This window comes from Exiguobacterium sp. s132 (genome assembly GCF_018617235.1).
GTDB classification, from domain to species: domain Bacteria; phylum Bacillota; class Bacilli; order Exiguobacteriales; family Exiguobacteriaceae; genus Exiguobacterium; species Exiguobacterium profundum.
On record NZ_JACSJU010000001.1, the window covers coordinates 1,733,260 to 1,758,272 of the forward strand.

At 49.2% G+C, this 25,013-nt stretch carries 28 protein-coding genes and 1 riboswitch; of the genes, 12 read left to right on the plus strand and 16 right to left on the minus strand.

Features of this window, described 5'->3' with window-relative positions; all coding sequences use genetic code 11:
• Positions 1-64: 64 nt before the first annotated feature.
• Positions 65-151: riboswitch (cyclic di-GMP riboswitch) on the plus strand.
• Positions 152-191: 40 nt separating this feature from the next.
• Complete coding sequence (locus KNO78_RS08755; protein ID WP_214690469.1) at positions 192-1,049, plus strand: glycoside hydrolase family 191 protein; 858 nt, start codon at positions 192-194, stop codon at positions 1,047-1,049.
• Between the two features lie 124 nt (positions 1,050-1,173).
• Here the strand turns inward: KNO78_RS08755 and KNO78_RS08760 are convergent, their stop codons facing one another.
• The 5 genes from KNO78_RS08760 to amaP all read right to left on the minus strand — a co-directional run bounded on the left by KNO78_RS08760 (position 1,174) and on the right by amaP (position 4,586).
• The gene (locus KNO78_RS08760) at positions 1,174-2,730 is read right to left on the minus strand and encodes an FMN-binding glutamate synthase family protein (RefSeq protein WP_214691252.1); all 1,557 of its coding nucleotides are present in this window, start codon (positions 2,728-2,730) and stop codon (positions 1,174-1,176) included.
• Between the two features lie 78 nt (positions 2,731-2,808).
• Positions 2,809-3,195, minus strand: coding sequence for a DUF6075 family protein (locus KNO78_RS08765; protein WP_214690468.1), 387 nt, complete (start codon positions 3,193-3,195; stop codon positions 2,809-2,811).
• A gap of 124 nt (positions 3,196-3,319) precedes the next feature.
• The gene (locus KNO78_RS08770) at positions 3,320-3,769 is read right to left on the minus strand and encodes an Asp23/Gls24 family envelope stress response protein (RefSeq protein WP_214690467.1); all 450 of its coding nucleotides are present in this window, start codon (positions 3,767-3,769) and stop codon (positions 3,320-3,322) included.
• A 55-nt stretch (positions 3,770-3,824) separates the two neighbouring features.
• A complete protein-coding gene (locus KNO78_RS08775) occupies positions 3,825-4,031 on the minus strand; it encodes a DUF2273 domain-containing protein (RefSeq protein ID WP_214690466.1) in 207 nt (68 codons plus the stop codon).
• A 12-nt stretch (positions 4,032-4,043) separates the two neighbouring features.
• Positions 4,044-4,586: an alkaline shock response membrane anchor protein AmaP gene (gene amaP, locus KNO78_RS08780; protein ID WP_214690465.1), complete on the minus strand. Its 543-nt coding sequence runs from the start codon at positions 4,584-4,586 to the stop codon at positions 4,044-4,046.
• Positions 4,587-4,719: 133 nt separating this feature from the next.
• Between amaP and KNO78_RS08785 the strand changes: the two genes are divergently transcribed.
• On the plus strand, positions 4,720-4,962 hold the full coding sequence (locus KNO78_RS08785) for a hypothetical protein (RefSeq protein ID WP_214690464.1): 243 nt from the start codon (positions 4,720-4,722) through the stop codon (positions 4,960-4,962).
• A gap of 46 nt (positions 4,963-5,008) precedes the next feature.
• Here the strand turns inward: KNO78_RS08785 and KNO78_RS08790 are convergent, their stop codons facing one another.
• Entirely contained in the window at positions 5,009-5,857 is an 849-nt protein-coding gene (locus KNO78_RS08790; protein ID WP_214690463.1) for a MurR/RpiR family transcriptional regulator, read from the minus strand.
• A gap of 161 nt (positions 5,858-6,018) precedes the next feature.
• Between KNO78_RS08790 and KNO78_RS08795 the strand changes: the two genes are divergently transcribed.
• The 7 genes from KNO78_RS08795 (at position 6,019) to KNO78_RS08825 (ending at position 14,120) form a co-directional block, all read left to right on the plus strand.
• The gene (locus KNO78_RS08795; protein WP_214690462.1) at positions 6,019-8,478 is read left to right on the plus strand and encodes a bifunctional diguanylate cyclase/phosphodiesterase; all 2,460 of its coding nucleotides are present in this window, start codon (positions 6,019-6,021) and stop codon (positions 8,476-8,478) included.
• Positions 8,479-8,615: 137 nt separating this feature from the next.
• The gene (gene gnd / locus KNO78_RS08800) at positions 8,616-9,497 is read left to right on the plus strand and encodes a phosphogluconate dehydrogenase (NAD(+)-dependent, decarboxylating) (RefSeq protein ID WP_214690461.1); all 882 of its coding nucleotides are present in this window, start codon (positions 8,616-8,618) and stop codon (positions 9,495-9,497) included.
• Between the two features lie 89 nt (positions 9,498-9,586).
• A complete protein-coding gene (locus tag KNO78_RS08805) occupies positions 9,587-10,930 on the plus strand; it encodes a GntT/GntP/DsdX family permease (RefSeq protein WP_074036021.1) in 1,344 nt (447 codons plus the stop codon).
• Positions 10,931-10,946: 16 nt separating this feature from the next.
• Positions 10,947-12,446 (plus strand): gluconokinase, encoded by a 1,500-nt coding sequence (gntK, locus tag KNO78_RS08810; protein WP_214690460.1) that lies wholly within the window; start codon positions 10,947-10,949, stop codon positions 12,444-12,446.
• A gap of 119 nt (positions 12,447-12,565) precedes the next feature.
• Positions 12,566-12,847, plus strand: coding sequence for a hypothetical protein (locus KNO78_RS08815; RefSeq protein ID WP_196431226.1), 282 nt, complete (start codon positions 12,566-12,568; stop codon positions 12,845-12,847).
• Positions 12,848-12,861: 14 nt separating this feature from the next.
• On the plus strand, positions 12,862-13,335 hold the full coding sequence (locus KNO78_RS08820; protein ID WP_251125264.1) for a GNAT family N-acetyltransferase: 474 nt from the start codon (positions 12,862-12,864) through the stop codon (positions 13,333-13,335).
• A gap of 50 nt (positions 13,336-13,385) precedes the next feature.
• The gene (locus KNO78_RS08825; RefSeq protein WP_211782289.1) at positions 13,386-14,120 is read left to right on the plus strand and encodes a polysaccharide deacetylase family protein; all 735 of its coding nucleotides are present in this window, start codon (positions 13,386-13,388) and stop codon (positions 14,118-14,120) included.
• Between the two features lie 72 nt (positions 14,121-14,192).
• On the opposite strand, the gene KNO78_RS08830 is transcribed toward KNO78_RS08825, so the two are convergent.
• Positions 14,193-15,263 carry a GGDEF domain-containing protein gene (locus KNO78_RS08830; protein ID WP_196431229.1) on the minus strand — a complete coding sequence of 357 codons (1,071 nt, stop codon included), beginning with the start codon at positions 15,261-15,263 and terminating at the stop codon, positions 14,193-14,195.
• A gap of 156 nt (positions 15,264-15,419) precedes the next feature.
• Positions 15,420-15,938 carry a dihydrofolate reductase family protein gene (locus KNO78_RS08835; RefSeq protein ID WP_159562924.1) on the minus strand — a complete coding sequence of 173 codons (519 nt, stop codon included), beginning with the start codon at positions 15,936-15,938 and terminating at the stop codon, positions 15,420-15,422.
• 75 nt (positions 15,939-16,013) lie between these two features.
• Here KNO78_RS08835 and KNO78_RS08840 point away from each other — a divergent pair, with 75 nt between their 5' ends.
• Together KNO78_RS08840 and KNO78_RS08845 are read left to right on the plus strand one after the other, a co-directional pair.
• A complete protein-coding gene (locus KNO78_RS08840; RefSeq protein ID WP_214690458.1) occupies positions 16,014-16,904 on the plus strand; it encodes a helix-turn-helix transcriptional regulator in 891 nt (296 codons plus the stop codon).
• Between the two features lie 76 nt (positions 16,905-16,980).
• Positions 16,981-17,925, plus strand: coding sequence for a peptidoglycan DD-metalloendopeptidase family protein (locus KNO78_RS08845; RefSeq protein ID WP_214690457.1), 945 nt, complete (start codon positions 16,981-16,983; stop codon positions 17,923-17,925).
• Between the two features lie 33 nt (positions 17,926-17,958).
• On the opposite strand, the gene KNO78_RS08850 is transcribed toward KNO78_RS08845, so the two are convergent.
• The 6 genes from KNO78_RS08850 to KNO78_RS08875 form a co-directional block, all read right to left on the minus strand.
• Complete coding sequence (locus tag KNO78_RS08850) at positions 17,959-18,357, minus strand: cytidine deaminase (RefSeq protein WP_074035820.1); 399 nt, start codon at positions 18,355-18,357, stop codon at positions 17,959-17,961.
• 178 nt (positions 18,358-18,535) lie between these two features.
• A complete protein-coding gene (locus tag KNO78_RS08855) occupies positions 18,536-19,372 on the minus strand; it encodes an ABC transporter ATP-binding protein (protein ID WP_196431233.1) in 837 nt (278 codons plus the stop codon).
• The gene (locus KNO78_RS08860) at positions 19,373-20,404 is read right to left on the minus strand and encodes a FecCD family ABC transporter permease (RefSeq protein ID WP_214690456.1); all 1,032 of its coding nucleotides are present in this window, start codon (positions 20,402-20,404) and stop codon (positions 19,373-19,375) included. It lies immediately after the preceding gene.
• On the minus strand, positions 20,401-21,402 hold the full coding sequence (locus KNO78_RS08865; RefSeq protein WP_370568609.1) for a FecCD family ABC transporter permease: 1,002 nt from the start codon (positions 21,400-21,402) through the stop codon (positions 20,401-20,403). Before KNO78_RS08865 ends, KNO78_RS08860 begins: the two co-directional genes overlap by 4 nt.
• A 20-nt stretch (positions 21,403-21,422) precedes the next feature.
• Positions 21,423-22,454 carry an iron-siderophore ABC transporter substrate-binding protein gene (locus KNO78_RS08870; RefSeq protein ID WP_168169901.1) on the minus strand — a complete coding sequence of 344 codons (1,032 nt, stop codon included), beginning with the start codon at positions 22,452-22,454 and terminating at the stop codon, positions 21,423-21,425.
• 155 nt (positions 22,455-22,609) lie between these two features.
• Positions 22,610-23,203: an FMN-binding negative transcriptional regulator gene (locus KNO78_RS08875; protein ID WP_214690455.1), complete on the minus strand. Its 594-nt coding sequence runs from the start codon at positions 23,201-23,203 to the stop codon at positions 22,610-22,612.
• Positions 23,204-23,274: 71 nt separating this feature from the next.
• On the opposite strand from KNO78_RS08875, the gene KNO78_RS08880 reads away from it, so the two are divergent.
• A complete protein-coding gene (locus KNO78_RS08880) occupies positions 23,275-23,940 on the plus strand; it encodes a haloacid dehalogenase type II (protein ID WP_074035810.1) in 666 nt (221 codons plus the stop codon).
• Here KNO78_RS08880 and KNO78_RS08885 read toward each other — a convergent pair.
• Together KNO78_RS08885 and KNO78_RS08890 are read right to left on the minus strand one after the other, a co-directional pair.
• A complete protein-coding gene (locus KNO78_RS08885) occupies positions 23,937-24,449 on the minus strand; it encodes a GNAT family N-acetyltransferase (RefSeq protein ID WP_074035808.1) in 513 nt (170 codons plus the stop codon). The genes KNO78_RS08880 and KNO78_RS08885 overlap by 4 nt on opposite strands.
• Before the next feature lie 13 nt (positions 24,450-24,462).
• Positions 24,463-24,915, minus strand: a complete 453-nt coding sequence (locus KNO78_RS08890; RefSeq protein ID WP_159562933.1) for a MarR family winged helix-turn-helix transcriptional regulator — start codon at positions 24,913-24,915, stop codon at positions 24,463-24,465.
• Positions 24,916-25,013: the final 98 nt, after the last annotated feature.

Genomic DNA, 25,013 nt, shown 5'->3' on the forward strand with positions numbered 1-25,013 from the left:
CACTCATTCCTTTACGTGGTATTTTAGTAGTAGGACTTTCAATGGATTGTCGACAAAAATTTCATATCGAGACGGGCAAACTTACTGAAAAGTAAGGGCGCAAAGACATGGGTCGTCGATCTTTTTAGATACCGATCGCCAGTCTGCAATAGCCGCAGCCGCTCTCTGATAACTATCAGGAGGGTTTTTTTATGGGTATTTTCTCAGCCAAACGAATCGTGACCATCTGTTGTGCATTTCTCGTTGGATTGGCGTTTTTGACGCCGCAACAAGCGGTCGCTAAAGCGAGCAATCCGCTCGCAAACGTCGAATCGTACAAAATTTATTACGATATGCCGACAAAGACCAAAATTAAAAAGATGCAACAGTATGACCTTGTCATCATCGAGCCTGTTTATTATACTGCAGCGCAAATCAAAGAGTTACAGAAATATGGGACAAAAGTGTACGGCTACATCAACACGATGGAAGCTGACAATTGGAACGTCGATTTCATCAGTCAGATGAACGAGTCGGACTTCTTCCACCGCAACAGACAACGTGTTCATTATGCGGAATGGGATTCTTATTTAGTCGATATGACGTCAACCCACTATCGTGAGTTGTTGACGCGTGAAGTGGAGAAACAAATCGTCGCCAAAGGATTGGATGGTGCGTTCTTAGATACCGTCGGCAACATCGATAATGAGCACTCGGAACAACCGACCATTTTAAAAGCGCAACGTGACGGGATGAGTCAGTTCATGAAGACGATCAAATCCAATCACCCTTCCCTTTCTCTCATTCAAAACTGGGGATTTGCGACATTGAAGACGTATACGTATCCATATGTGGATGGCGTGATGTGGGAAAGCTTCAACTACACGACCGTAGCAAAAGATCAATGGTCAAAAGACCGCATCCAAGAGTTGCGTGACCTTGATACACGTTACGGGATCAAAGCGTTGACCGTGTCTTCGAAACAACGTCCAAAGAGCGCGGCGTATGCTGAAAAAAATGGCTTCATCCATTTCCATTCAAACGCTTCGTTAGATTATAATAAATTCTGACTTTCATTTACATGATTGTACAAGTATCTGGTAGTTTCTACAATGGAAATGCTAAAAAAACATCCCACGTGTATGCCTTCTTTATCGGCAGATTCGTGGGATGTTTTGATAGATTCACTTCATTCTAGTGAGATAAATCATAGCCTGTCCGAACACGGCCATCCGGTTCTTGATACACCACATGATCTAATGACAGTTCCGTCGGCGATTGAACGCCTGCCGCAGCCGTCATATTGTACAGCCCTTCCCGGAGCGAGATGATGTAGTTCGTCACCCGAAAACTTTTCTCATCGACAACGAGGGCACGCTGCAGTTTCGGGTCAGTCGTCGCGACACCGACCGGACAGCGATTCGTATGGCAAACCTGTGCCTGGATGCACCCGACATTGAACATAAGTCCGCGAGCGATATTGACGAGGTCTGCGCCGAGCGCGAGTGCGACGGCTATCTTATCCGCCGTGATGAGTTTCCCAGAGGCGAACAGTTTGACTCGGTCTCGCAAACCGTGCTCGATGAGAAGGTGATGCACGTAAGGGAGCGCCGCCTTCAGCGGTAAACCGACTGTATCCGCAAGCTCTTGATACGTCGCACCCGTACCCCCTTCACTCCCGTCGATGGTGATGAAGTCAGGTACAATTTGAGATCTCGCCATCTCTCGGACGAGCGAGTCGATGTCTTGCAACTTCCCAACTACAAGTTTGATGCCGACCGGCTTCCCACCGATTTCACGTAACCTCTCAACAAATGCCAACAATTCCACATGGGTGTGAAATTCAGAGAAGCGGTTCGGGCTGTCAATGGTTTCCCCGACTCGTACATGACGGATTCGGGCAATCTCCTCGGTCACTTTCGATCCGTCGATATGTCCACCACGTGTCTTCGCGCCTTGGGCAAGTTTCAGTTCGAACGCTTTCACTTGCGGAAGATCACTCTTTTGTTTGAACGCCTCGACTGAAAACCTACCGTCTTCATCCCTTACACCGAAGAGCGCCGGTCCAATCTGACAGATGATATCGACGTTCCCTTTTAAATGATAATCGGACAATCCGCCCTCCCCCGTGTTCATCCACGTACCACCCGCACGACCGAGCCCAATCGAGAGGGCTGTGATGGCCCTGTCTCCAAGCGATCCGAAACTCATGGCCGACTGACCGACGAGACCTCGGACATAAAACGGCTCCCGACACGTCTCTTTCCCGATGATGATGATATCTTCTTCTGTTAATAAGTATGACGAGATGTCACGTTCGACGAGATGCTCTTTTCGGGTGAACAGATTGTCTTCATCGAGTTCATACACCCACGTCGATACCTTGGTTGAATTGTCGACGCGTAGCTCGTTCCGGTTCGTCGGGTAGAGGGCATTCTGAAGATAAAATCCGCCTGCCTCAAAGTCTCGTTCCGACCCGAATCCGATGATGCGCGACTTATACTTTCCTGCGATGACGGCCGACTCGTATTCATTCCGTGAGAACGGCTTCGCCTCATTATCGTTCAAGAACAAGTATTGCCGAAGTTCAGGTCCCATTTTCTCAAATATATAACGCAACTTTCCGAGAATCGGGAAATTACGAAGGACGGAATGTTCGCGCTGGTTTCGGTCACGCCGCCACAGATAAAAAATCAAGAGCGGTGGCGTAATCATAATGAGCAACATGAGAATCAGTACAATGGTTAACATCGATGTAGTGAGTGACACGCATTTACCTCCTCTATAGCTCGACAAAAAACACCCTGTTTCCAACAAAACAGGGTGTCATCAGTCGCTCGGGATTGTAATCTCATCAAATTGCTCATTTCTACATAACGTAATGCCTTGCATCGCCAGTTTATAGTCCTCTTCCGGCAAGGCGATCAACTCGGTCGGAAGCACCCATTCTTTCGAGTTATATAAATGGATAACCAATTTGACGAGGACGAGCGTCTCTTTCGTGAATGTGTTCTCGTCGATAATTTGAGCTGTTCGAATCACACCTGTTTGTAGGTCAATATAAGGAAGCAACATGTCACGGACGCAATCATTCCCGGCGATGACGTACAGGGCGGCGAAATATTTTCGGTCGACGCTGCCCGGGTCTTCTAAGTGTCTCGCAAGTTGCTTAAACGTCTCATAATGCTTCGGTGAAAAAAATTCAATGTTGTGCATGGCGTTTTCCTCTCATCTCTAGGGCTTCCGTCTATCTTTAGTAATTCCACGATTCTCCAGGAACTAACCCTTTTCTACTCAAACAAAACCTGGACCTTTTGAGAGGTCCAGGTCAGCGTTTCGGTTATACAAGGTCGCGTGACGGCTCCGCTTCAGCGTCGTTCGATTTGCTCTTCGCTTCGAATTCCTCACGTGTCATGACGTCCTCGACGTGCATATTCACCTCGACAACTTCAAGACCAGTCATATCGTTCATCGCCTTCTTGATTTTTGTGACGGTCTCATTGAAGACGGACGGGATGTTTTTTCCGTATTCGACGATGACACGCAAATCGAGCGCGACTTGCTTCTCTCCGACTTCAGCGCCGATTCCTTTCGTGATGTCCTCTGCGCTGCGGAAGCGATCTGTCAATCCGCTCATAAAGCCACCGCTCATCGACAAGATTCCTTGGACTTCACTCGTCGCGAGACCTGCGATTTTTTTGATGACTTGTTCCTCGAACGTCAATTTGTTTTGTCGTGCCTGTTGTTCGTTCGTTTCATTTGTCGTTACATTCACATTTTCGTTTGCCATAATTCATGCTCTCCTTTTTTGTTCACTAGTTTGTGTTACCGATTGATCACGAGGGTCAATCCCGTATGAAGAATGTGATCCATTCCTCGACACGCAGTGCACCGTCACGCCATTTCCCGATCAGGAAACCGATCAATGTGAGCGTCACAATGAGAAGTGTCGGCCCAAATCCGAGCGTCAGGAACAGTACCGCGATGATGAGACCGATCAATGCCCCGACGAGTCGAAAGCGATAAGGTTTTAGTTGTGTTTTTGTATCCATCACAGCACCTCCTTATATGACGCGCTCAGACGTCTTGAACTTCGTATCGTGAATATTCAATGTCACATCTGCTACCGGCACTTCCATCAACGATTCAATCCGCTCTTTCACATGCGTCTGAATGTCTTTACCGAGAGTCGGTAACCCTTCGCGATTGAACACGGCGCAGTCGATAAAGACGCGGACGCGTTCTCGCTTTGAGTCGATGTCGACGTTTACGTTCGGTGTACGCAGTCCTTGAAATTGTTTCAATGACTCGTATACCGTTTTTTCAATCGTCTCTTTTGAGACAGTGATTCGACCTTCACCGGTCTGAATCGTATAACGCTTTGGTTTCGGCCTTGCGACCAGTCCCGTCATCAGCATGATGAGGAAGATCACAGCCAGGAATATCCCAATCGTTAAAATCGTATAGATATACCAGTCTTGTGTTTGCCATTGATCTGTATATTGGGTGAGTTGTGGGACATCGTAGACGCCAAGCAATAGAATACCTACACTTAGCAACCCGACGATGCCCGTTAAGACCAAGAGGGCTCGATTTAATCCATTCATCTCAACAATCTCCTTTTTCATTCACATCATTCATGTTGCGAACCCTTGATTCAGAATCGCAATACCAATCGGTAGTCGTAGTGATTCCCGCTCATCTGAACTTGAAACATCTTAACCTGTAAAAAATTTGACCATGCAAAAAAATGACCAAATTACAACCGATTTGAGCGATCAATTGACAGAGCGCGTGGAAACGATCAAGCAATCCGTCGACGAGGAAGCGATTGCGGACGCAGTCGCACAAAATACAGAGTTATTGGAAACCGAAGCGGCTTCGAAAGCTTCGATTTGGAGCTTTGTCGCGCTCATCTTGACATCAATCGCTGGAATTGCCGGATCAAGTGCCGCCCGCCGTGGTGAGACCGTCAATCGTTAATAAATAAAAAAATCTCCCTTCTCTAAGAGAGGGGAGATTTTTGAAGTTATACACGTCGATTGGCAATCGCCTCGCGCATCTGTTGAAGCGATGCCCGGGCCGCGTCCCCTCGCCGAATCATGACGGCTGTAAACAAGGCGTCAATCAGACTGAGTTCCGCAATGCGGGAAGCGAGTGCCTCTGAGCGAAATGCCGTTTCTTGAGACACCGTAAACAGAGACACGTCCGCAATCTTCGAAAGAGGTGACTTCGCATAGTTCGTGATGGCGATTGTCGGGACACCTTTCTCTTTTAACAGTTTCGCGATATCGAGCGTCTCTTTCGAAGCACCGGAATGCGAGATGACGACGGCGACGTCTTCTGCCGTCAGCTGTGAGGCTGACATGAGCTGCATATGTGACTCGAGCATCGCGCTCACCTGTAGACCGCTCCGCACAAACTTATGGTACGCATCGAGTGCGACGACGGCCGACCCGCCGCTCCCGAAAAATTCGATGCGGCGCGCCCCAAGAAACAACTCCACCGTTTTCTCAAGAGAGGCACCATCTAAAATCTGACGGGTCGATTCAATCGTCTTCCCGTTCGTCGAAAAAATTTTCTCTGCGATTTCGAGTGCCGTATCCGTCTCGGTAATATCTTCATGAATATCTTGAAGCGGCGCGACGACATCTGAAGCGAGTGCAATTTTTAACGCCTGATAGCCTTTAAATCCGACACGCTGACAAAAACGGAATACAGTGGATTCCGCGACATCGAGGTCATCTGCCACCTGATTGATGGTATGATGAATGATTTGTTCTGGCTGCTTTAAAATGTAGTCGGCAATGCGTTGTTCTTTTTTACTCAGTGTCGAATAGGCACCACGGATGCGGGCCGTCCCGTTCATCGTTTCCATCAAGAATCACCCTTTCTCTTCTTCATCTAACGATACCGTTTCGAAAAAAATTCCGCAATGTGTGATTCATGCAAATGATTGACCCACCTTACAAAAGTAGGCAAGAAGCGTGATTCCCGAGTGTGCTACTCTAATAAAGCACTTTTTAACTGCTTCACTCTTTGTACCATTTGAAATCGAAAGGACTGTTTCTCATCGAACATCACCTGAGTAGCTCATATAACTTACCACTCGTCATTCTTTCCATCGCTGTCGCCATCTTCGCTGCCGGTGTCGCTATCGATATTAGCAGTCGTTTGAAATATGCGAAACACGCCTCGCGACTCAGGTGGGTCGTAGCTGGCGCCTTCAGCCTCGGTCTCGGCATTTGGGCCATGCACTTCATCGGCATGCTGGCGTTTCACTTGCACGATGATGTGACGTACCATCTCGGCATCGTACTATTATCCATCGTGCCGGCCGTCGTCGCTTCCGGACTTGCCTTTTGGATCATCAGTCACCCTGAGACAAGACCAATTCAACTCGTCTTTGGTGCCTTCTTGATTAGTGTCGGAGTTGTTTCGATGCACTATATCGGGATGGAAGCGATGCAGATGAATGCGATTCTTACCTATGACCCGGTCATGTGGGTCGCTTCTGCCATCGTCGCCTTCGTCGCATCGCTCGTCGGCCTGTATATCCTTTTCTATATCCCAAACGTCTCCCGATTCCATTGGCGTCGCCTTGCCAGTTCTGTATTAATCGGGGTCGCCGTTTCCGGCATGCATTACGTCGGGATGGGCGCGGCTCGTTTCACAGAGATGAGCGAGGGAACGCAACCGGTCAGTGGATACTCGGTCGATAGTACGCTCCTCGCCTACGTCATCGCAGCGAGCGTCATGACACTTTTCATTTTGATGTACATATCGCTCCGGACGGCTTCGCAACTGGAGGCACAGTCGGAAGAACTCGAGTTGAAATTCGAATCCATCATCGAATCCGCCTCGGATGCCATCATCGTCGCTGACCACACTCGTGTCATTCTACAGTGGAACCAAGGAGCGACCGACTTGTTCGGTTACACGACTGACGAGATGGTCGGACAATCGATTGTCGCCATTATTCCAGAACGTTTCCGCGAGGCGCATGAACGTGGAATGCGTCGCTACGAAGCAACGGGTGAAAAACGCGTCATCGGTCAAACGGTGGAACTCATCGGAGTAAGAAAGGACGGCGTCGAGGTACCGATTGAAATGTCTCTCGGCACGTGGAAGACAGAGAAAGGAATCTTCTTCAGTAGTATCATCCGTGACATCAGCGAACGGAAACGGATTGAGGCGCAAATCAATGATCTCGTGTATTTGGACCCACTCACGGGACTCCCGAACCGCCGCCTGTTCAGCGACCGACTCGATGCTCTTCTCGGTCAATCCCAGCAAGAGCCGTTCGCGCTATACTATATCGACTTGGACAATTTCAAAGTCATCAACGACCGCTTCGGCCATTCGATTGGCGACCAGTTCTTGAAACAAGTAACCATTCGGATCGAGTCGACCATTCAAAAGACGGACACGCTCGCCCGACTCGGTGGGGATGAGTTCATCATCTTATCGCCTGATACGAAAAGTAACTTGGCAGCCCATCACGCACAGGAACTCATCAACGTCCTCCATCCTCCGTTTGAACTCGAGAATGAAGAAGTGTTCACGGGTGCCTCGATTGGAATCAGTCTCCATCCGTCCGATGGCGATACGGCCGAGGAATTGATTAAGAATGCCGATATCGCCATGTACCGGGCGAAGGCGGACGGCAAAAACGGCTATCAATTCTTCACGAACGAATTGAACGAATCAGTGTCCCGCCGCTCGAACTTATCAATGGCGCTCCGTAAAGGCATCGGTCGTGGCGAGTTCTCTGTACATTATCAACCGCAAATTCAGTTGGAGACGGAAACCATCATCGGTATGGAAGCGCTCGTCCGTTGGCAACACCCAGAACTCGGGATGATTTCACCTGGTGAGTTTATTCCGATTGCTGAGGAAACAGGGAGCATCCATCGTCTCGGGGAGTTTGTTTTAAATGAGGCGTGTCGTCAAAACAAGGCGTGGCAAGATGCGGGGATTCCCCCGTTCCGAGTCGCCGTCAACATCTCGGCCGTTCAGTTTGCACAAAAAGATTTACCAGAGGTCGTCAGTCGGGCACTCGCCGCATCCGGTCTTGCGGCACAATATTTAGAGCTCGAGTTGACCGAGAGTGTCATCCAAAGTGCAGATCGCGCCATCGAAACGATGCATGAACTCGTCGCCCTCGGTGTCCATCTTTCCATCGACGATTTCGGAACCGGGTATTCCTCCCTCAGTTATTTGAAGCTGTTCCCAATCGATACGCTCAAGATCGACCAGCACTTCACGAAAAATATCGAGAGCGACGAGAAAGATGCAGCTCTTGTCAAAACAATCATCCGGATGGCGCACGAACTCGATTTGAACGTCATCGCGGAAGGGGTCGAAACAGAGAACCAAGTCGCTTTCCTGAAAGCCGAATCATGTAATCAGGCACAAGGATATTTCTACAATCGTCCTTTGCCAGCCGAAGAGATTGAAGTCTTCTTCCAACAATATAAGAAAGCATCATCGAGTTAATCCGTTCGACCTCCCGTTGTGGAGGTCGATTTTTTATTCGGAAAAGAAAAAAATTCCGTAACCCTACTTGTAAATCGAATTTATTTTGATATGATGAATACAGAGACGGAAAAAAATTCTTTTTCAGGGGTGACAATATGGAAATTGGTTTGATTGGTTTAGGGAAAATGGGTTACAACTTGGCACTCAACTTGAGCGACCACGGACACACAGTCATCGGGACGGACGTCGGGGACGTCACATCGGACACCTTTACGATTGTGCCGACACTCGAGGATGTCGTGAACAAGTTGTCGACACCACGTATCATCTGGGCGATGGTCCCGGCCGGAGACGTCACGGAAGCGGTGCTCGCCGAATTGTATGAGCGACTCGAGCCAGGCGACATCGTCATCGACGGCGGGAACTCGAACTACAAACTCTCAGTCGCACGCGCCGAACAGTTCGCCGAGAAAGAGATCAAATTCTTCGATTGCGGGACGAGCGGAGGCACGGACGGGGCCCGAAACGGTGCCTGTACGATGGTCGGGGGTGACGCGGAGGCGTGGCCAACGATTGAACCAATCTTCAAAGATCTATCTGTCGAGAATGGCTACTTGTACACGGGTCCTGCCGGCAGCGGTCACTTCTTGAAGATGATCCATAACGGCATCGAGTACGGGATGATGCAGGCGATTGCGGAAGGATTCGATATTCTCGAAAAGAGCCCGTTCGATTACGACTACGAACAAGTCGCACGCGTCTGGAACCACGGCTCGGTCGTCCGTTCTTGGCTCATGGAGCTCACAGAGAACGCCTTCAAGAAAGATGCGAAGCTCGAAGAAATTCGTGGGGTCATGCATTCATCCGGTGAAGGCAAATGGACGATTGAAACGGCGCTCGACCTGCAAGCCGCGGCACCGGTCATCGCCCTTTCGCTCATGATGCGCTATCGCTCTCTCGAAGACGATACGTTCTCAGGTAAAGTCGTCGCTGCACTCCGCAACGAGTTCGGTGGTCACGCGGTCGTCAAGAAGTAACATCTGTGGAAAAGGTCACGGGGATATGGCCTTTTCCTTTGTCAAAAACTGTAAACGGTTACATATTCGGAATTTAGGGGGAATATTCAATGTCTGGCTCAACACTTATTTTGATCGCCTTAGCCGGGATCTTCTTGCTCTTATTTTTAGTCATTCGAACAAAGCTTCACGCATTCGTTTCGTTATTACTTGTCAGTTTAATCGTCGGGGTCGCAGCCGGCATGCCACTCGGGGATGTCATTGCCTCCATCCAAAACGGGATGGGCGGAACGCTCGGCTTCGTCGCCGTCGTCGTCGGTCTTGGCGCGATGTTCGGGAAGATGCTTGAAGTATCGGGTGGCGCGGAACGTCTTGCCCAAACACTCGTCAGCAAGTTCGGTGAAGACAAGGCACAATGGGCGCTCGGGATTACCGGATTCATCGTCGCCGTCCCGGTCTTCTTCGATGTCGGTTTTATCATTCTCGTTCCAATCGTATACGGTCTCGCCAAAAAGACGGGACGCTCGCTTCTCTACTACGGTATACCACTCCTTGCGGGTCTCGCGGTCACACACAGCTTCATCCCACCGACACCTGGTCCGATCGCTGTCGCCAACTTGATTGGCGCTGACCTTGGTTGGGTCATCTTGTTCGGTGTCCTCGCCGGGATTCCAGCCATGATTTTAGCCGGTCCTGTTTTTGGGAAGTATATTGCTAAGAAGATTCATGTGACGATTCCGGATTACATGGAGTTTGAAGAAATCGACACATCGAAAGAACTGCCGAGCTTCAAAATGATCTTGTCACTCATCTTGATTCCGCTCGTGTTGATTTTGGCGAACACGCTCTCGGCGGTTCTCTTGGATGAAGGTAACGCCGTCCGTGATTTCTTGACGTTCCTCGGACACCCGTTTGTCGCTTTGACGATCGCGACGCTCCTCACATTCGTCTTCCTCGGGACACGCCGTGGGTATTCACGTGACGAAGTACAAGAGATCGCAACGAAAGCACTCGAGCCAGCCGGGATTATCATCCTCGTCACAGGAGCCGGTGGAGTGTTCAAGCAAGTCCTCATCGACTCAGGTGTCGGTGACGTCCTCGGTGAAATGATGGCCGGCTCACCACTTCCGGCAATCGTCCTCGCCTTCTTGATCGCGACGGTCGTCCGTGTCGCCCAAGGGTCGGCAACGGTCTCGATGGTCACGGCAGCCGGACTCATCACACCGCTACTTGAAATCCAAAACATCACAGGCGCGGCACTCGGTTTGATTGTCATCGCCATCGCCTCAGGGGCGACCGTCCTCTCACACGTCAACGATTCAGGTTTCTGGCTCGTCAACCGTTACTTCGGTCTTGACGTGAAAGACACGCTCAAGTCATGGACGATCATGGAAACGATTATCGGACTCACCGGCTTTGCCGTCGTGTTCTTGATTAGCCTGTTTATCATCTAAGTTAGGAAGTGATTGTGTGTTTACGATTGGGGTCGATATCGGGACGACGAGTACGAAAGCCGTCCTGTTCAACGGTCATCAACAATTGGCGGTACATAACGTGTTGTATCCGCTTCTCACGCCCGATACGGAGACGGCCGAGCAAAACCCGGTCGTCATCTACGGGGCCGTGCTCGAAGCCGTCTCGGCGGTCCGCGCCAAAGCGGACGGTCCGATTCGCTTCGCATCGTTCAGTTCGGCGATGCATAGCTTGATCGCACTTGATGCGTCAGGACGTCCGCTCACGAACAGCATCACTTGGGCCGACAGTCGGGCGAACCCGTTTACGCAAGAAATCAAACGCGACTTTGATGCGAGCGCCCTCCATATGCGCACCGGTACCCCGGTCCACCCGATGGCGCCGCTGTCGAAATTGCGCTGGTTGAAAACGGAACACCCTGACGTCTTTGAACAGACGGCCAAGTTCGTCTCCATCAAAGAGTATGTCTTCTATCGGTTGACGGGACGCTTCGTCGTCGACCACTCCATCGCCTCGGCGACGGGGTTGTTCAATTTGAAACAACGAGATTGGGATGCGGAAGCACTGACGGTTGCCGGTGTGACACCAGATCGTTTATCTGAACTCGTGCCGACAACAGAAATTTTACATGTGACACCAGACGTGACCGAGACGCTCGGCTGGGACTTCCCGCTCGTCATCGGGGCGAGCGACGGCGTGCTCTCGAACCTCGGGGTCGGTGCCTTCGAACAAGGCGTCGTCGCCGTGACAATCGGGACAAGTGGCGCCATCCGGACAGTCGTCTCGGAACCGGTCGAAGATCCAAAAGGTCGCATCTTCTGTTACGCGCTGACGGACAAGCATTGGGTAATCGGTGGACCAGTCAATAACGGCGGCATCATTCTCCGCTGGCTCCGTGACGAGTTCGCAGCAAGCGAGGTCGAGACGGCGAAACGACTCGGGATTGACGCGTACGATGTGTTGACGCGAATCGCCGAGACGGTCAAACCAGGTGCGGACGGACTCTTGTTCCATCCGTATTTGATGGGTGAACGGGCTCCACTTTGGGATTCGAACGCTCGCGGTTCATTTTTCGGGCTCAGCATTCACCATAAGCGCGAACATTTCATCCGCGCTGTGTTGGAAGGTGTCATCTTTAACCTCTATACGGTCATGCTCGCACTCGATGAGTTGACGGGCGCCCCGAACCGCATCCATGCGACAGGTGGTTTTGCCCAATCGAGCTTGTGGCGTCAGATGATGGCAGACATCTTCGATACGCCGGTCGTCGTGCCAGAGAGTCACGAGAGTTCATGTCTCGGGGCTGTCATGCTCGGGGAGTACGCCTTCGGGGACATCGAGGAGTTCCAAGAGGTACCACAAGTGACCCATGAGCATATACCGGACATGGAAGCGACGAATGTGTATCGCGAACTTTTGCCGATCTACATCCGCCTGTCACGTCACCTATCTGAGGAATATGAAGCGATTTCTGCGTTTCAGCGGAAGCACGTATAATGACAAACCGAGTCCCTGAAGGGCTCGGTCTTTTTGATTTATGACAGGATTTTTCGTGATATACATGGAAAGTAAGGACGAGGTCAAACAATCATCGTATCGAAGAAGGGATTGATGGAATGGCGATTGCAATCGGGTATCTCATCGCAGGTTTAGGTGCATTCGTGGCGTATTGGTTCAGTACAGGCGAAGCACGAAACACAAAATTTAGAATATGGGGAATCGCTCTTATGATTCCTATATCACCAGCCTTAGCGTTTTCCATCGGACTCTCGTACGCAATCAGTGTACAGAACGGATGGGCCGGATTGATCATGTGGTTTATTTTCCCTATCATTTTCTTGAGTGGTCTGGCGTTACTATTGATTGGTCTTTTCAAAAAAGAAAAGAAGTTGGTTTGAATGGTATGACAACCATGATTACGACAACCCGTTGCCTCATTCGACCGTTCGAAACAAGAGACATCAAATCGTTTATGGTCTATCGAAATGACTTGGACTGGATGAAACATCAATCATTCAAAGGGCTCACCCGTGAGGAATATGAAAACGTCCTACTCGGTGAACAATCGTTTCTTCAAGGCACGCAACTCGCTATCATTGACAAAGCGACGGATGAATTGATTGGTGATGTCTATATTCAGCAAGAAGGTACGACCTATTGGATTGGCTACACCATCGTACCGACGCGAGCGCGTCAAGGCTATGCATTTGAAGTGATGTCGGGATTGATTCGTCACTTGACTGGTCAAGGAGCGAAAGAGTTCAAAGCCGGTGTGCATGGGACGAACACGGCATCGATCGCGCTATTGAAGAAATTGAAATTCACCTTTTTCGCGACAGAACTTGACGAACAAATTTATCGTCTCGATGTCTCGGACATATGGTAAAGTATGTATCACATGTCACTTGGTTTTGATTTGAGGGAGTTTTGAATTGAATGATGAAACGCGTTCTTTTACTCATGTCGATCTTTCTATTGATTGGGTCTTTGTCTCAGGCTGCGATCCCGGATCCGAAGGCCTATAACGACCCGAGTCTTATCTATTTGACGCTCGATGATGGACCGAACTGGAAAACGGGAAAGCTACTCGATGTCTTGAAGAAACATCAAGTGAAGGCAACCTTCTTCATCCTCGGGAAGAATATCGAAGGAAATGAGCATCTGCTTCATCGCATGATTGCGGAAGGTCACCTGATTGCCTTACACGGGATGCGGCACGAACGGGATGAATTTTATGAAACACCGTTGACGGCCGTACGTCAGATGCAGGAAGTACAAGCACTTATCTATGAAGTGACAGGCATTCATACGAACATGGCCCGGACGATTTACGGGAGCGACGCCGGCATGACACCCGCACACTGGCAGGCGATGACCGATGCCGGTTTTGAAATATGGGATTGGAACGTCGGCAGTCTCGACCATGTATATAAGAAAGACAATGCACGCGTCGAACAACGCGTATTCGACCTCCTCGAAGCGAATCGTACGGCGAATATTGCTTCCATCATTTTGGCGCACGATCACTCGATGACACCGAAAGCACTTGATACAATCATCCGTTATGCGAAAGAACGAGATTATGAATTCCGGACCTTAGAAGGTGCCCACCCGGTTCACAACTTTTCCGATGTGTGGGAACCGCATTTAAGCGAACGAGCGACCCCATGACTGCAGATCATCTTAATGGTCTGCAGTTTTTATACAATCCAAAAGCGTATCGGGATGACCGACACGCTTTGTTTATCCAACTATAGTTTCCGTCACATGTGTACGATTTCTACCACTATTTTTCGCCTGATATAAACAATCATCTGCCAGACGAATCATCTCACGTAGATTCTCGCTCTTTCCGTTCGCAATCCCAATCGAAACGGATAACTGAATTTTTTGTTGATCGAGTAGCTTGAACTCATGTTTCGATATGCTGTGTCTAATCCGCTCCGCTACGTTGACCACCTCGCTCTGAGAAAGCATTGGAATCAAAATACCAAATTCTTCTCCACCGATCCGTGCTTTAATGTCTTGATTCCTTGTTTCTCGGTGCAAGAGTTCTGCAAATTGTTTCAATACCTCGTCGCCGTTCGCATGACCATATTGATCGTTGATTTGTTTGAAGTGGTCAATATCTAAAATCAATACATTACATGTCGTATATTGTCCTTTGAACTTTTTCATCTGCATCTCCCATGCTCGACGGTTTGCCAGACCCGTCAAATGGTCGGTTTCCGCTGAAACTTTATACTCTCTCACACGGTGATGGATGAGATATAGATCAATATTCAGCATGGTGATCAACAATCCGATTGGGAAACTGATCATTGTAACCAACAACGCGACATCGAGAGCACGTTCCGTAAAACCGCCTCCGACAAGAATCCCCATTGCTGCAACTAAACATGTCCACACGTTCAACGTAAGACCGAATTGGAAAAGCCGCTTCTGTAGCCAGACGATTCGATATGTCAGGATCGTCCCGATCACCATCGTAAAGAGGGCGACACATGCCACAATCGAGTAAAAGTCGATACCGTAGCTGAATCGGTGAATCGACATGATTGTAGCTGCGATAAACAACGGAGAGACCAAACGATAAAACCCGAGTAAAAGGAGGACGAGAAAACGAAAATCAATTTTTACCGCATTCTCAAATTCAATACTTTGCGTGATTAGAAAAATCCCGAAACATCCCGAGAGCACACCGATGATGAATTTTTGGATGTGCACATGTCTCGTATGATAGTTCATGATCTTCGAGATGAAATAGATGCCAGTAAAAGAAATACACGAATTGGCGATTAGACTCATGAACATTAGTTGGTCCCCTTCACATTTGTCATGTCACTTCCACTCTCTACATATATCCAATTTCCATCATCAACTAACATGCTAAGGTGTAAAAAATTCTACAAAATGAATATTTTTCCTTATTATAAAAAAATCGAGTCCACATGTGGACTCGATGCTCACTTATCGTTCATATGTCACCATCACAAATTGACCGGAGGCGTGGTGACTCGTCAGTCGAAGTTTCGTCTCTTTAGTACCTTCTGGGAAAAGAGGGATTCCCTCTCCTAACACGACCGGCGCAATCGCAATCTCATAACGATCAATCAAGTCATGCTCCATCGCGGCTTTGATGACTTCCCCACCACCGATGAGCCAAATATCTTGATCAACTTCTTGCTTTAACCGATTGATGAGTTCTTTGATTGGTTCGTCCGTGAATGTGACATGCTCGGCCTCACGGTTAGCCTGACGTGTCAAAATGTAGTTCGGGATGTCTTTGTATGGATACATTCCCTCTTCTAACTTCAACACTTCCTCATACGTCTTCCGTCCCATGATGACAGCACCAACGGTCTTGAAAAATTCAGCATAGCCGTTGTCCCCATCCCCCTCGACAGCGAATAACCAATCGAGTTGGTCGTTTGACCGAGCAATCTTTCCGTCTAAACTCATCGCAATATATAACACTACATTCGGCATCCTGTTTTCCTCCTTGATTCGTGATACATTCAGTTTAATCAATAAACACGACAAAAGATGACGGGAATGATTCGAATGAGAAAAAGACATTTACAATTGATTCGGCTACTCAATCATGGACGACGCTTCACGGCTGAAGAACTGGCTCAGGAGACAGGCGCCTCCATCCGGACGATTCAACGGGACATGCTATCGCTCGAAGAGCTCGGTTATCCGATTTGGAGCGTACCTGGAATCGGCGGAGGATATGAGATGTTGCCGAATCGTTTATTGCCCCCGCTCCATCTCCGGGAACAAGAAGCCGTTGCGCTCTATCTCACGCTCAAATGGATGGAACACATCCCTGACGTGCCATTTGGGGATATACGAAGTACATTGTCCGACTGGTATGTGAACGAGTTGCCGCACGACCTCGCAGAGAAGATTAGCCGATTGGAGCGAAACATCCTGTGGCTCGGGAACAAACAAATTCCCAAAGCGCCGTTCACGAAAGAAATCTATCAGGCGGTCGAACGTCGAAACAAGATGAAGATGACCTATCGGACGATGAACGGGCAACGCACGTTCACCGTTGCACCAGTCGGTATGGCACTCCTTGATTTGAAGTGGTACGTTTTCGGGCTCTCCGAACTGGGGCTTCGGCAATATCGGATTGATCGCATCGAGGCGGTCCACGTGCTTGAGGAACCGTTTGAGTCCGAGGATTTGATGAGCGTATTGCAGACAAGTGATGAACGAAACGGTGTGACCGTTCGACTCGACCTCACCCCACTCGGTCGCCGTTTGCTTGAAGATGTATTACCCGATATCGATGAATTGAATGAGTGGGAAGTTCCGAAAGAAGAGCTGTCATTTTTATCGAGGCAGCTATTGAAAGCCGGAGCGGAAGTGGAGGTCAAAGCGCCAAGCGCATTGCGGGAGATGATGAAGGAGCATGCGGAACGCTTGATGCAGCGATATATGTAATTTTTGGTGATGATCACGACACATTTATAAATTTTCGTCCGTATAATAACCAACACTCAACAAAGGCGGTATAGATATGCGTCACGCGTACAAACAGTTCATCCAACTATTCAAATCGGGTCAGTTCGATGACATTTATCATCAGACGAGCGACTCATTCAAATCTCAGTATTCCATGGATGCCTTTCATCGGCAGGCGTCCGCTTTCCATCACGGCATTCGGCGCTATCGCCTGCTCAATGAAATGGTGTTGAACGGGAATCGGTATGTATTATGGTCGGATTCTCGAAAAGAAAAGTTATTGTACGTCCAATTCAATCACGCGAATGAGATCGCATCCATTCAGATGACTGTCACATCCTCTTCAAAGGAGACTAATCCTTTCACGAAAAACAAATACCATCTCCCATTCAAAGAAGAGTGGTTCGTCGTCTCCGAAGGGACAACCCTCGGAACTTATCATCATGATCCAACCCGAAAAAAGCGTGATGGTTATGACTTTTTGAAAACACAAGAGCAACAACCTTACAATCGTAGAAAAATCGGGATGGACGGCTCGTATGCGTTTGGGGAACGAGTGATTGCTCCATTACACGGGACGATTCATCAAGTCGTGGATGGGTTGTCAGACGAACTAGATGCTGATCATCCATTCGGTAATCACGTCATCATTCAACATGCGAACGATGAATATTGCCTTCTCGCCCATCTTGAGAATGGTTCCATTGCCGTGAATGTGGGAGATACGGTCAAAACCAAACAGTTGATTGGGCGCTGTGGGCGCTCCGGAATTACGCCTGAGCCACGCTTGCATATGCGTGTCATGAATCACCCGGATGTGGACAGCGCGACCGCCCTCCCGATTCAATGGAAAGGTCGATTGCGACCTATGCGTGGAAAAGTAGTCACTTCCCGCGAGGAAGAAGGATGGTCGTATGGGATTGCAGCCCTCGATTTTTCAGAACTGCTCCTTTATGTTGTTCAAGCCATTCCGCGATTATTTTTTCGCTTTTTTGGATAAGAAAACCCCTCAGGAATCTGAGGGGGTTCAACATCACATATCCAAATCAGTGAACGCGAGCGGGACAAGTTCTCCAAGCGTCACTTCTTTCACATCGGCGTTGCCGTTCGTGAGGAGTACTTTGAAGTCAGGATCGCCGAACTCGACCATGACTTGGCGGCAGATGCTACATGGTGGCAAGAAGTCTTCCGTGTCCCCAGACACGGCAACCGCTTCGAAGTCACCTTTTTTGTATCCTTGAGCGACCGCTGTGAAGATGGCCGTACGCTCCGCACAGTTCGTTGCTCCGAACGAGACGTTCTCGACGTTGACGCCGTCGATGACCGTACCGTCTTTCATGAGAAGTGCCGCACCGACGCGGAACTTCGAATATGGTGAATACGCATTGTCTTTCAATTGGCGTGCGCGCTCGACTAATTGTTGTTGGTTCATCTTAAGTCATTCCTCTCGAATATCGAATGAACTGATGCCAGTCCCCGTGCCTCTCATTTTGGGCAGGATTTATAGCATACACCCGCCTCAAAGAGAAGTCAATGACTTTTTACAAACGCTTTCATGGATAAACAAAAAAAGAAGGAGCGCTCGCCCCTTCTTGACTCTCTATACGTGGTCACACCAATTCAAGCTGCGCGACAGCCGCCTCTTCCGTTTCAGTCTGCACGTGATGACGCCCAATCGGAATAACGGAAGGTGAACCGGATACCGGGTCACACATGACCGAACAGCGGAGGTTGAAGACACGATGGATCAAATCACACGTGATGACGTTCGATGGCTTCCCTTCGGCGATCAACTTCCCTTTGTCGAGCGCGAAAATGTAGTCCGCATAACGTGCCGATAAGTTGATATCGTGCAACACCATGACAATTGTCGTCCCGTACTTTCGATTCAAGTCCGTCAACAAATCGAGAATCTCGACCTGATACGTGATATCAAGATACGTCGTCGGCTCGTCTAAAAAGAGCACGTCCGTCTGTTGAGCCAGTGCCATCGCAATCCAGACGCGTTGGCGCTGCCCGCCTGACAACTCGTCAATGGGACGATCCGCGAACTCCGTGATGTTCATCATCTCCATCGCCTCGGCGACAGCTTCGTAATCGGCTTTCGTCCAGCCCTTTAAGAACGATTGATGCGGGTAACGACCACGACCGACAAGATCGGCGACCGTGATCCCTTCCGGTACGACCGGGGACTGTGGCAACATCCCGAGGACACGCGCTAGCTTTTTCGGTGCCATTTTCGAAATCGGCTTATCGTAAAGCGTCACTTGACCGGCAGTCGGTTTGATGAGGCGTGCCATCGTCTTCAGAAGTGTCGACTTCCCGCAACCGTTCGCACCGATGATGATGCTAATTTGATTGCTCGGAATTTCAAGGCTGATATCGTTTAAAATCATCTTGTCCTCGTATCCTGAGGTGAGATGTTCCACTTTCATAATGGATGCCATTTAGAAGTCCCCTTTCTGGTTCATCCGGATCAACAAGTATAAGAGATAAGGCGCGCCGATGATGCCGGTGATGACACCGACCGGATAGCGTGCCGTGAAGGCGAATTGTCCGACAAGGTCGGCCGCTAGTACTAAAATGATTCCGACAAGCGCTGCCGGCAAGATTCCCGCGTGGCTCGTTCCGACGAGCCGTTTGGCAATCGGCCCTGCTAAGAAGGCAATAAACGCAATCGGTCCCGTTGTCGCTGTTGCAAGGGCGAGCATGAATACTGCCGCCACAATGAGTAGAAGTCTGGTCTGGTTCGTGTTGATGCCAAGCCCTGTCGCCGCCATTTCTCCGAGCTCGAGCATTTCAAGCTGACGGGTGAGTAACAGTACAATCGGTAAACAGATGAGTACCGTGATGATTAAAGGTGGCAACTCCTCAAGTTTCGCCCCATTTAAACTTCCTGTCAACCACCGCATCGCCATCGCGACATCGTTTTGTCGGCTGATGAGCAATAGATAATTGATGACGGCTGTTAGCATCGCTTGAATCCCAATTCCAACTAACACCAAACGACCGATGGAGAAAGCCGCCCCTTTGGATAGAAAATAGATGACCAGCACGGTGACGAGCCCACCGATAATCGAAGCGATCGAGATTATCGCTTCACTCGATTGTAGGACGACGATACAGAAGACAGCCGCCGCACTGGACCCCGTTGTGATCCCAATGACATTTGGATTGGCAAGCGGATTTCGAAGCATCGTTTGGAAAATCGTTCCCGCGGCACCAAATGCTGCACCGGCAAAGACACCAGCGAGCATACGTGGTAGACGCAATACTTCAACGGCGAACGTCGCCCCTTTTACGTCTTCCCCGAGCAAGACGCGGATGACATCCTGAACCGGATAAATCGTATTGCCCAACATGAGCATCAACCCGCTCAATGCTACCGCTATGATGGTCAAAAGAAGCGTCATCCCGACATAGCGACGGCGTCGCTTCATGCGACCTTGTCTGATTTGTTCAATCGCTGGTTGCATCATAGTCCTCTTACTTTCACTTTCATTGTCAATAGAATCAAGATCGGTGCCCCGATGAACGCCGTCACAATCCCGACCTCAAGTTCACCCGGACTTCCAAGCAAACGTCCCATGACATCCGAGAAGGTCAAGATGATGGCACCTGCTAAGGCAGACATCGGCATGAGGTAGCGTTGGTCAGGACCGAGCACGAGTCGAATCAAATGTGGGGCGAGAAGTCCGATAAACCCAATCGGTCCAGCGAGTGCAGTCGCAGCCCCACACAGAATCACGCCTGCGAACGAGGCGGTCAACTTCAATGTCCCCGTCCGAACACCAAGACTCTTCGCCATCTCCTCCCCGAGCGCAAGTGCGTTCAAGGAAGGTGCGGTCACTACCGCAATCACGAGACCGATTAGAAGAAACGGTAAAAATGTATAAATCGAATCCAGATTTCCCGCACCGACACTCCCTACTTGCCAAAAGCGGAACTGGTCCATGACGTTTGAGCGTGGAATCATAAGAGCCATGACGAGCGACGATAATGCTGCACTTGTCGCCGCTCCCGCCAAGACGAGTTTGAGCGGGGTCGCCCCTCCCCTTCCGAGTGAACCGATGCCGAAAACGAAAATGGCCGTCAATAGCGCCCCGACGAGCGCAAACCAGATGAACGCACTCGCCGTCGCGATGTTGAAGAATGCGATACCGATGACGACGGCGAGCGCTGCTCCCGTGTTGACCCCAAGAATACTCGGGTCAGCGATTGGGTTACGCGTCACCGACTGCATGAGTGCACCCGCCACACCGAGTGCTGCGCCACACATAAAACTGAAAATTGTCCGGACGACCCGCTCCCGGACAATGTCTGCCTCATACGACTGAACAGCCGGACGGAATAAACCGTCCAGCAGTTCATTCCACCCGACTGTTCGAGAGCCGAAGGCAAGGGATGCCACGATGCATAGCACCGTCAGTACGAGCGTCCCAACTAACAGGAGCGGGAAGTACTTCGGGGTATGCATCTGTTTCACCTGATTTTGCATCATTTTACTTTCGCAAGGGCATCCGATACGCGTGAAACGTACTCATCAATCGTATATTCAATCGAGAGTGGCGTCGGTGTCCCAGCCGCTGCGAGTGGCGTATTGTCTTCAATCAATACGACCGATCCGCGTTCGATGGCTGGTACTTTACTGTAGAGCGGGTCTGCTTGAAGCGCCTTCAACGTGTCTTCATTTCCGTATGTGACGAAGATGTCGACGTCGTTCAAAATGTCGGCGTTCTCTTTGCTGAGCTCGAGATAGAAGCTATTTGCTTTTTCAGCTTCGTCGACAATGTTTTGTGGGTACTCCATGCCGAGTTCTTCGATGAAGGCACCACGAGGATCACCTGTTGTATAGATATAGAATTTTGAAAGATCTTCTGCGCTCATCGAGACGAAAGCGGCTTTCTTTCCAGCAATCTCAGGAACGGCTGTCGCTTTGTCAGTAATCAACTGCTCCGTGTCTTTGATTAACTGTTCGCCTTCTTCACCAAGTCCCATTGCGAGTGAGTCATAACGAACCATGTCTTGCCATGACGTGACCCAAGGTGTTTCTTGATATGCCACGACCGGTGCGATTTGGCTAAGCGTGTCATAGTCTTCTTGCGTGATGCCTGAGTAGGCGGCCAAGATGACATCTGGATTTGAATCTGCGATTGCTTCAAAGTCTAATCCGTCCGTGTCTTGATAGATGTTCGGGTTCTCTTCGCCAAGCGCTGTCAACTTCTCTGCTGTCCATGGGAGCATCCCGCTATCATCTTGGACACCGTAGTTCGCAGCTGAGAATCCGACCGGTACGACATCGAGTGCAAGTGCGACGTCATGGTTTCCCCACGAAATCGTTGCGACACGCTCTGGTTTTTCTTCGATGACAGTCTCACCGAACGCATGCTCGATTGTGATTGGATATCCTTCTGCTGACTCTTCCGTCCCTTCGTTCGTGGAAGCGTTCTCAGCTTCTTCCGAACCACAGCCGGCTAAGATGAGTGCAAACGCTGAAGCAAAAATAAACATATGTAACCACTTCTTCATTGTCTTGTTCACGTGTTTCTTCTCCTTTTTCAACTTCTCTATTTTCTCGATACTGATAATCATTATCAGTTATGAGTATAGACTTGCTATTCCTTCGTGTCAACTGCTATTCGATATAGAAAAATGAAAAAACCTGTCGTTTTAGGACAGGTTTATCAGGACTTTCGATGTTGTCGCATGACGTCCGCGATCGGTTCATCTTGTTTTTCAAGCTCCGATACGATCCGTTCATGGTCCACGTCGTTTCGGTTTTGGCTTAACTTGAACGTCGCCTGCATATCGGTGATGTCGATCCGAAACCCGACGACGCCGTTCATTTGTCGCTTCACCGGTTCGGATAATGCATCCCAACGCACCGCATGCTCACGTTCGCCTTCATGCTCGTGAAGTAATCCGGCTAGTTCCTCAACCAACTCGTTTTCATTGAGAATCGTCGCACGTCCATACACGTGTATGGCTTGATAGTTCCATGTCGAGACGTCCTCATGGCCATACCATGACGCTGACACGTAAGCACTTGGTCCTTGAAAGATGACAAGAACGGTTTGATCTTCAATTGTTCGCCACTGCGGATTCGCTTTTGCGACATGGGTCGTCAGTTGACCGTTCGCCTCATCGAATCGTAACGGGACGTGCGTCGCAATCGGCTTATCCCCGTCATGCGTCACAATCGTGCCGAACGGATTGGCATGAAGAAATGTATAAATCTCTGCTCGCTCTGTGACGGAATATTGTTTTGGAATATACATGTCGAACCCCCTTTCTCCTATTATATTCTGAACAAGACGGGTATAACGACACAGAAGGAGGGATGTTATTTATGAAACCAACGATTAAAGCCATCGTCTTTGACGTATACGGCACCTTATTCGACGTCCATTCGGTGAAGGATGCCTGTGAACAAGAGTTCCCTGAAAAGGGAGCAGCCATCAGCCAAGTGTGGCGGACGAAACAACTTGAGTATTTCTTTTGGCGGCACATGATGGGACGCTATGAAGATTTCGATACAGTGACCCGGGACGCACTCCGTTACGCATTAGCCGTGCATGACGCACCATTCACAAAGGAAATCGAACAACGTCTGACTGCATCGTATGCGCACCTCACCCCGTATAAGGAGATCGAATCGGTCCTAAAAGAGATGCATGACGTGAAGACCGTCATTCTCTCAAACGGGACGGACGAGATGCTTAAGGCATTGCTTCACAACGCCGGTCTCACCGATTATTTTGATGAGGTTGTCAGCGTCGACGGCATCAAACAACCTAAACCGACGCCTGCCGCCTACATGAATTGGTTCAAAACGTCTGGTCTTCGTCGTGACGAGGTGCTCTTCTTATCGTCGAACGGATGGGACATCGCCGGGGCGAAAAACTTTGGCTTCCATGCGGTCTGGATCAATCGGAATGACTTACCATTTGAAGCATTTGATATAGAACCAGATGCCATCTATCCGAACTTGAACAACTTGTCAGAATGGCTTTAGTCCGTGAACGGCCTCATGAAAATGAGGTCGTTTTGTGCATCCTCTCCCATAAAGAATGTGTGGACACCCGTTTGTCCGAACCCGTTTCGTCGATAAAATTGAATCGCTCTTTCATTGTGTTCCCATACGCCGAGCCACATCTTTCGTTTGTGTAGTTCCTTCGTCAATTCGGTTGCTTGAGTAAATAACGCTTTCCCCACCCCTTGACCTTGAAACGCTTCTAATACGTAGATTCGTTCGATTTCAATCGCATCTTCGCCCATCGGTTCAGATTGAGCATCGCGTACGTTCACTTTCAAATAGCCTGCCAACTCACCTTTTACATGTGCAAAATAAAAATAAGAATCGGGATGTGCCAACTCATGCTGCAACTGCTCAGGCGCATACGCTTTTTCTAAGTAAGCGTTCAAATGTTCTTCTGTGTTGTGACGTGCGAACGTCTCCGTAAATGTCTGGATGCTAATGTGACGTAAGGCTTCTACGTCTGTCACTTTTGAGATTTCAATCATGTTCTCGCTCCTCTCAGTATTCTCGATACTTGCCTTTCTTCACTTCGGTCCAATCTGTTTCAACATTACGTCGTACTTTTTTCAAAAGGCGTAACAACTCCTCACTTTCTTTCTCGTCGAATCCTGATAATGCGACCGATGTAGAATATTCGTGTTCGCGAATGATGAGCGGGTACAATACCTCTCCTTTCTCCGTCACGTATAAACGTCTGATTTTCTGATTATCAAGATCTGGTCGCCTCTCAATCCATCCTTCTTGCTCCAGTTTCTTGATGGCACGTGCGGCGGTCGTCCTGTCTACCTTAATCAACTCTGCTAGCCGTTCTTGAATGATACCTGGGTGTTCAAAAATCCTAACGATGTACAAGTACTTCCCTTTTTCTAAACCGAGTGCCTTGAATTCAATGTTGCTGATTGAATCGAGGGCACGCGCAATCATCCCGATCTCTCGTAAATGGTCATGCATCATTAGACACCTCTGCTTTTTTGTTGCAAATGCAACAAAATACTTTATATAAGCGTATCGTAATTTGTGAGAGAATGGAAGTAAGAATTTTCGCTAAG

Bases quoted from the DNA above. Each gene is read 5' to 3' on its own strand.
- KNO78_RS08755 (WP_214690469.1), top strand. From the start codon at position 192: ATGGGTATTTTCTCAGCCAAACGAATCGTGACCATCTGTTGTGCATTT.
- KNO78_RS08880 (WP_074035810.1), top strand. From the start codon at position 23,275: ATGAAACCAACGATTAAAGCCATCGTCTTTGACGTATACGGCACCTTA.
- KNO78_RS08805 (WP_074036021.1), top strand. From the start codon at position 9,587: ATGTCTGGCTCAACACTTATTTTGATCGCCTTAGCCGGGATCTTCTTG.
- KNO78_RS08885 (WP_074035808.1), bottom strand. From the start codon at position 24,449: ATGATTGAAATCTCAAAAGTGACAGACGTAGAAGCCTTACGTCACATT.
- KNO78_RS08840 (WP_214690458.1), top strand. From the start codon at position 16,014: ATGAGAAAAAGACATTTACAATTGATTCGGCTACTCAATCATGGACGA.
- KNO78_RS08790 (WP_214690463.1), bottom strand. From the start codon at position 5,857: ATGGAAACGATGAACGGGACGGCCCGCATCCGTGGTGCCTATTCGACA.
- KNO78_RS08820 (WP_251125264.1), top strand. From the start codon at position 12,862: ATGATTACGACAACCCGTTGCCTCATTCGACCGTTCGAAACAAGAGAC.
- KNO78_RS08815 (WP_196431226.1), top strand. From the start codon at position 12,566: ATGGCGATTGCAATCGGGTATCTCATCGCAGGTTTAGGTGCATTCGTG.
- KNO78_RS08760 (WP_214691252.1), bottom strand. From the start codon at position 2,730: ATGTTAACCATTGTACTGATTCTCATGTTGCTCATTATGATTACGCCA.
- amaP (WP_214690465.1), bottom strand. From the start codon at position 4,586: ATGAATGGATTAAATCGAGCCCTCTTGGTCTTAACGGGCATCGTCGGG.
- KNO78_RS08785 (WP_214690464.1), top strand. From the start codon at position 4,720: ATGCAAAAAAATGACCAAATTACAACCGATTTGAGCGATCAATTGACA.
- KNO78_RS08765 (WP_214690468.1), bottom strand. From the start codon at position 3,195: ATGCACAACATTGAATTTTTTTCACCGAAGCATTATGAGACGTTTAAG.
- KNO78_RS08870 (WP_168169901.1), bottom strand. From the start codon at position 22,454: ATGAAGAAGTGGTTACATATGTTTATTTTTGCTTCAGCGTTTGCACTC.
- KNO78_RS08890 (WP_159562933.1), bottom strand. From the start codon at position 24,915: ATGCATGACCATTTACGAGAGATCGGGATGATTGCGCGTGCCCTCGAT.
- KNO78_RS08845 (WP_214690457.1), top strand. From the start codon at position 16,981: ATGCGTCACGCGTACAAACAGTTCATCCAACTATTCAAATCGGGTCAG.
- KNO78_RS08855 (WP_196431233.1), bottom strand. From the start codon at position 19,372: ATGGCATCCATTATGAAAGTGGAACATCTCACCTCAGGATACGAGGAC.
- KNO78_RS08835 (WP_159562924.1), bottom strand. From the start codon at position 15,938: ATGCCGAATGTAGTGTTATATATTGCGATGAGTTTAGACGGAAAGATT.
- KNO78_RS08825 (WP_211782289.1), top strand. From the start codon at position 13,386: ATGATGAAACGCGTTCTTTTACTCATGTCGATCTTTCTATTGATTGGG.
- KNO78_RS08830 (WP_196431229.1), bottom strand. From the start codon at position 15,263: ATGTTCATGAGTCTAATCGCCAATTCGTGTATTTCTTTTACTGGCATC.
- KNO78_RS08875 (WP_214690455.1), bottom strand. From the start codon at position 23,203: ATGTATATTCCAAAACAATATTCCGTCACAGAGCGAGCAGAGATTTAT.
- KNO78_RS08865 (WP_370568609.1), bottom strand. From the start codon at position 21,402: ATGCATACCCCGAAGTACTTCCCGCTCCTGTTAGTTGGGACGCTCGTA.
- gnd (WP_214690461.1), top strand. From the start codon at position 8,616: ATGGAAATTGGTTTGATTGGTTTAGGGAAAATGGGTTACAACTTGGCA.
- KNO78_RS08775 (WP_214690466.1), bottom strand. From the start codon at position 4,031: ATGGATACAAAAACACAACTAAAACCTTATCGCTTTCGACTCGTCGGG.
- KNO78_RS08770 (WP_214690467.1), bottom strand. From the start codon at position 3,769: ATGGCAAACGAAAATGTGAATGTAACGACAAATGAAACGAACGAACAA.
- KNO78_RS08850 (WP_074035820.1), bottom strand. From the start codon at position 18,357: ATGAACCAACAACAATTAGTCGAGCGCGCACGCCAATTGAAAGACAAT.
- KNO78_RS08860 (WP_214690456.1), bottom strand. From the start codon at position 20,404: ATGATGCAACCAGCGATTGAACAAATCAGACAAGGTCGCATGAAGCGA.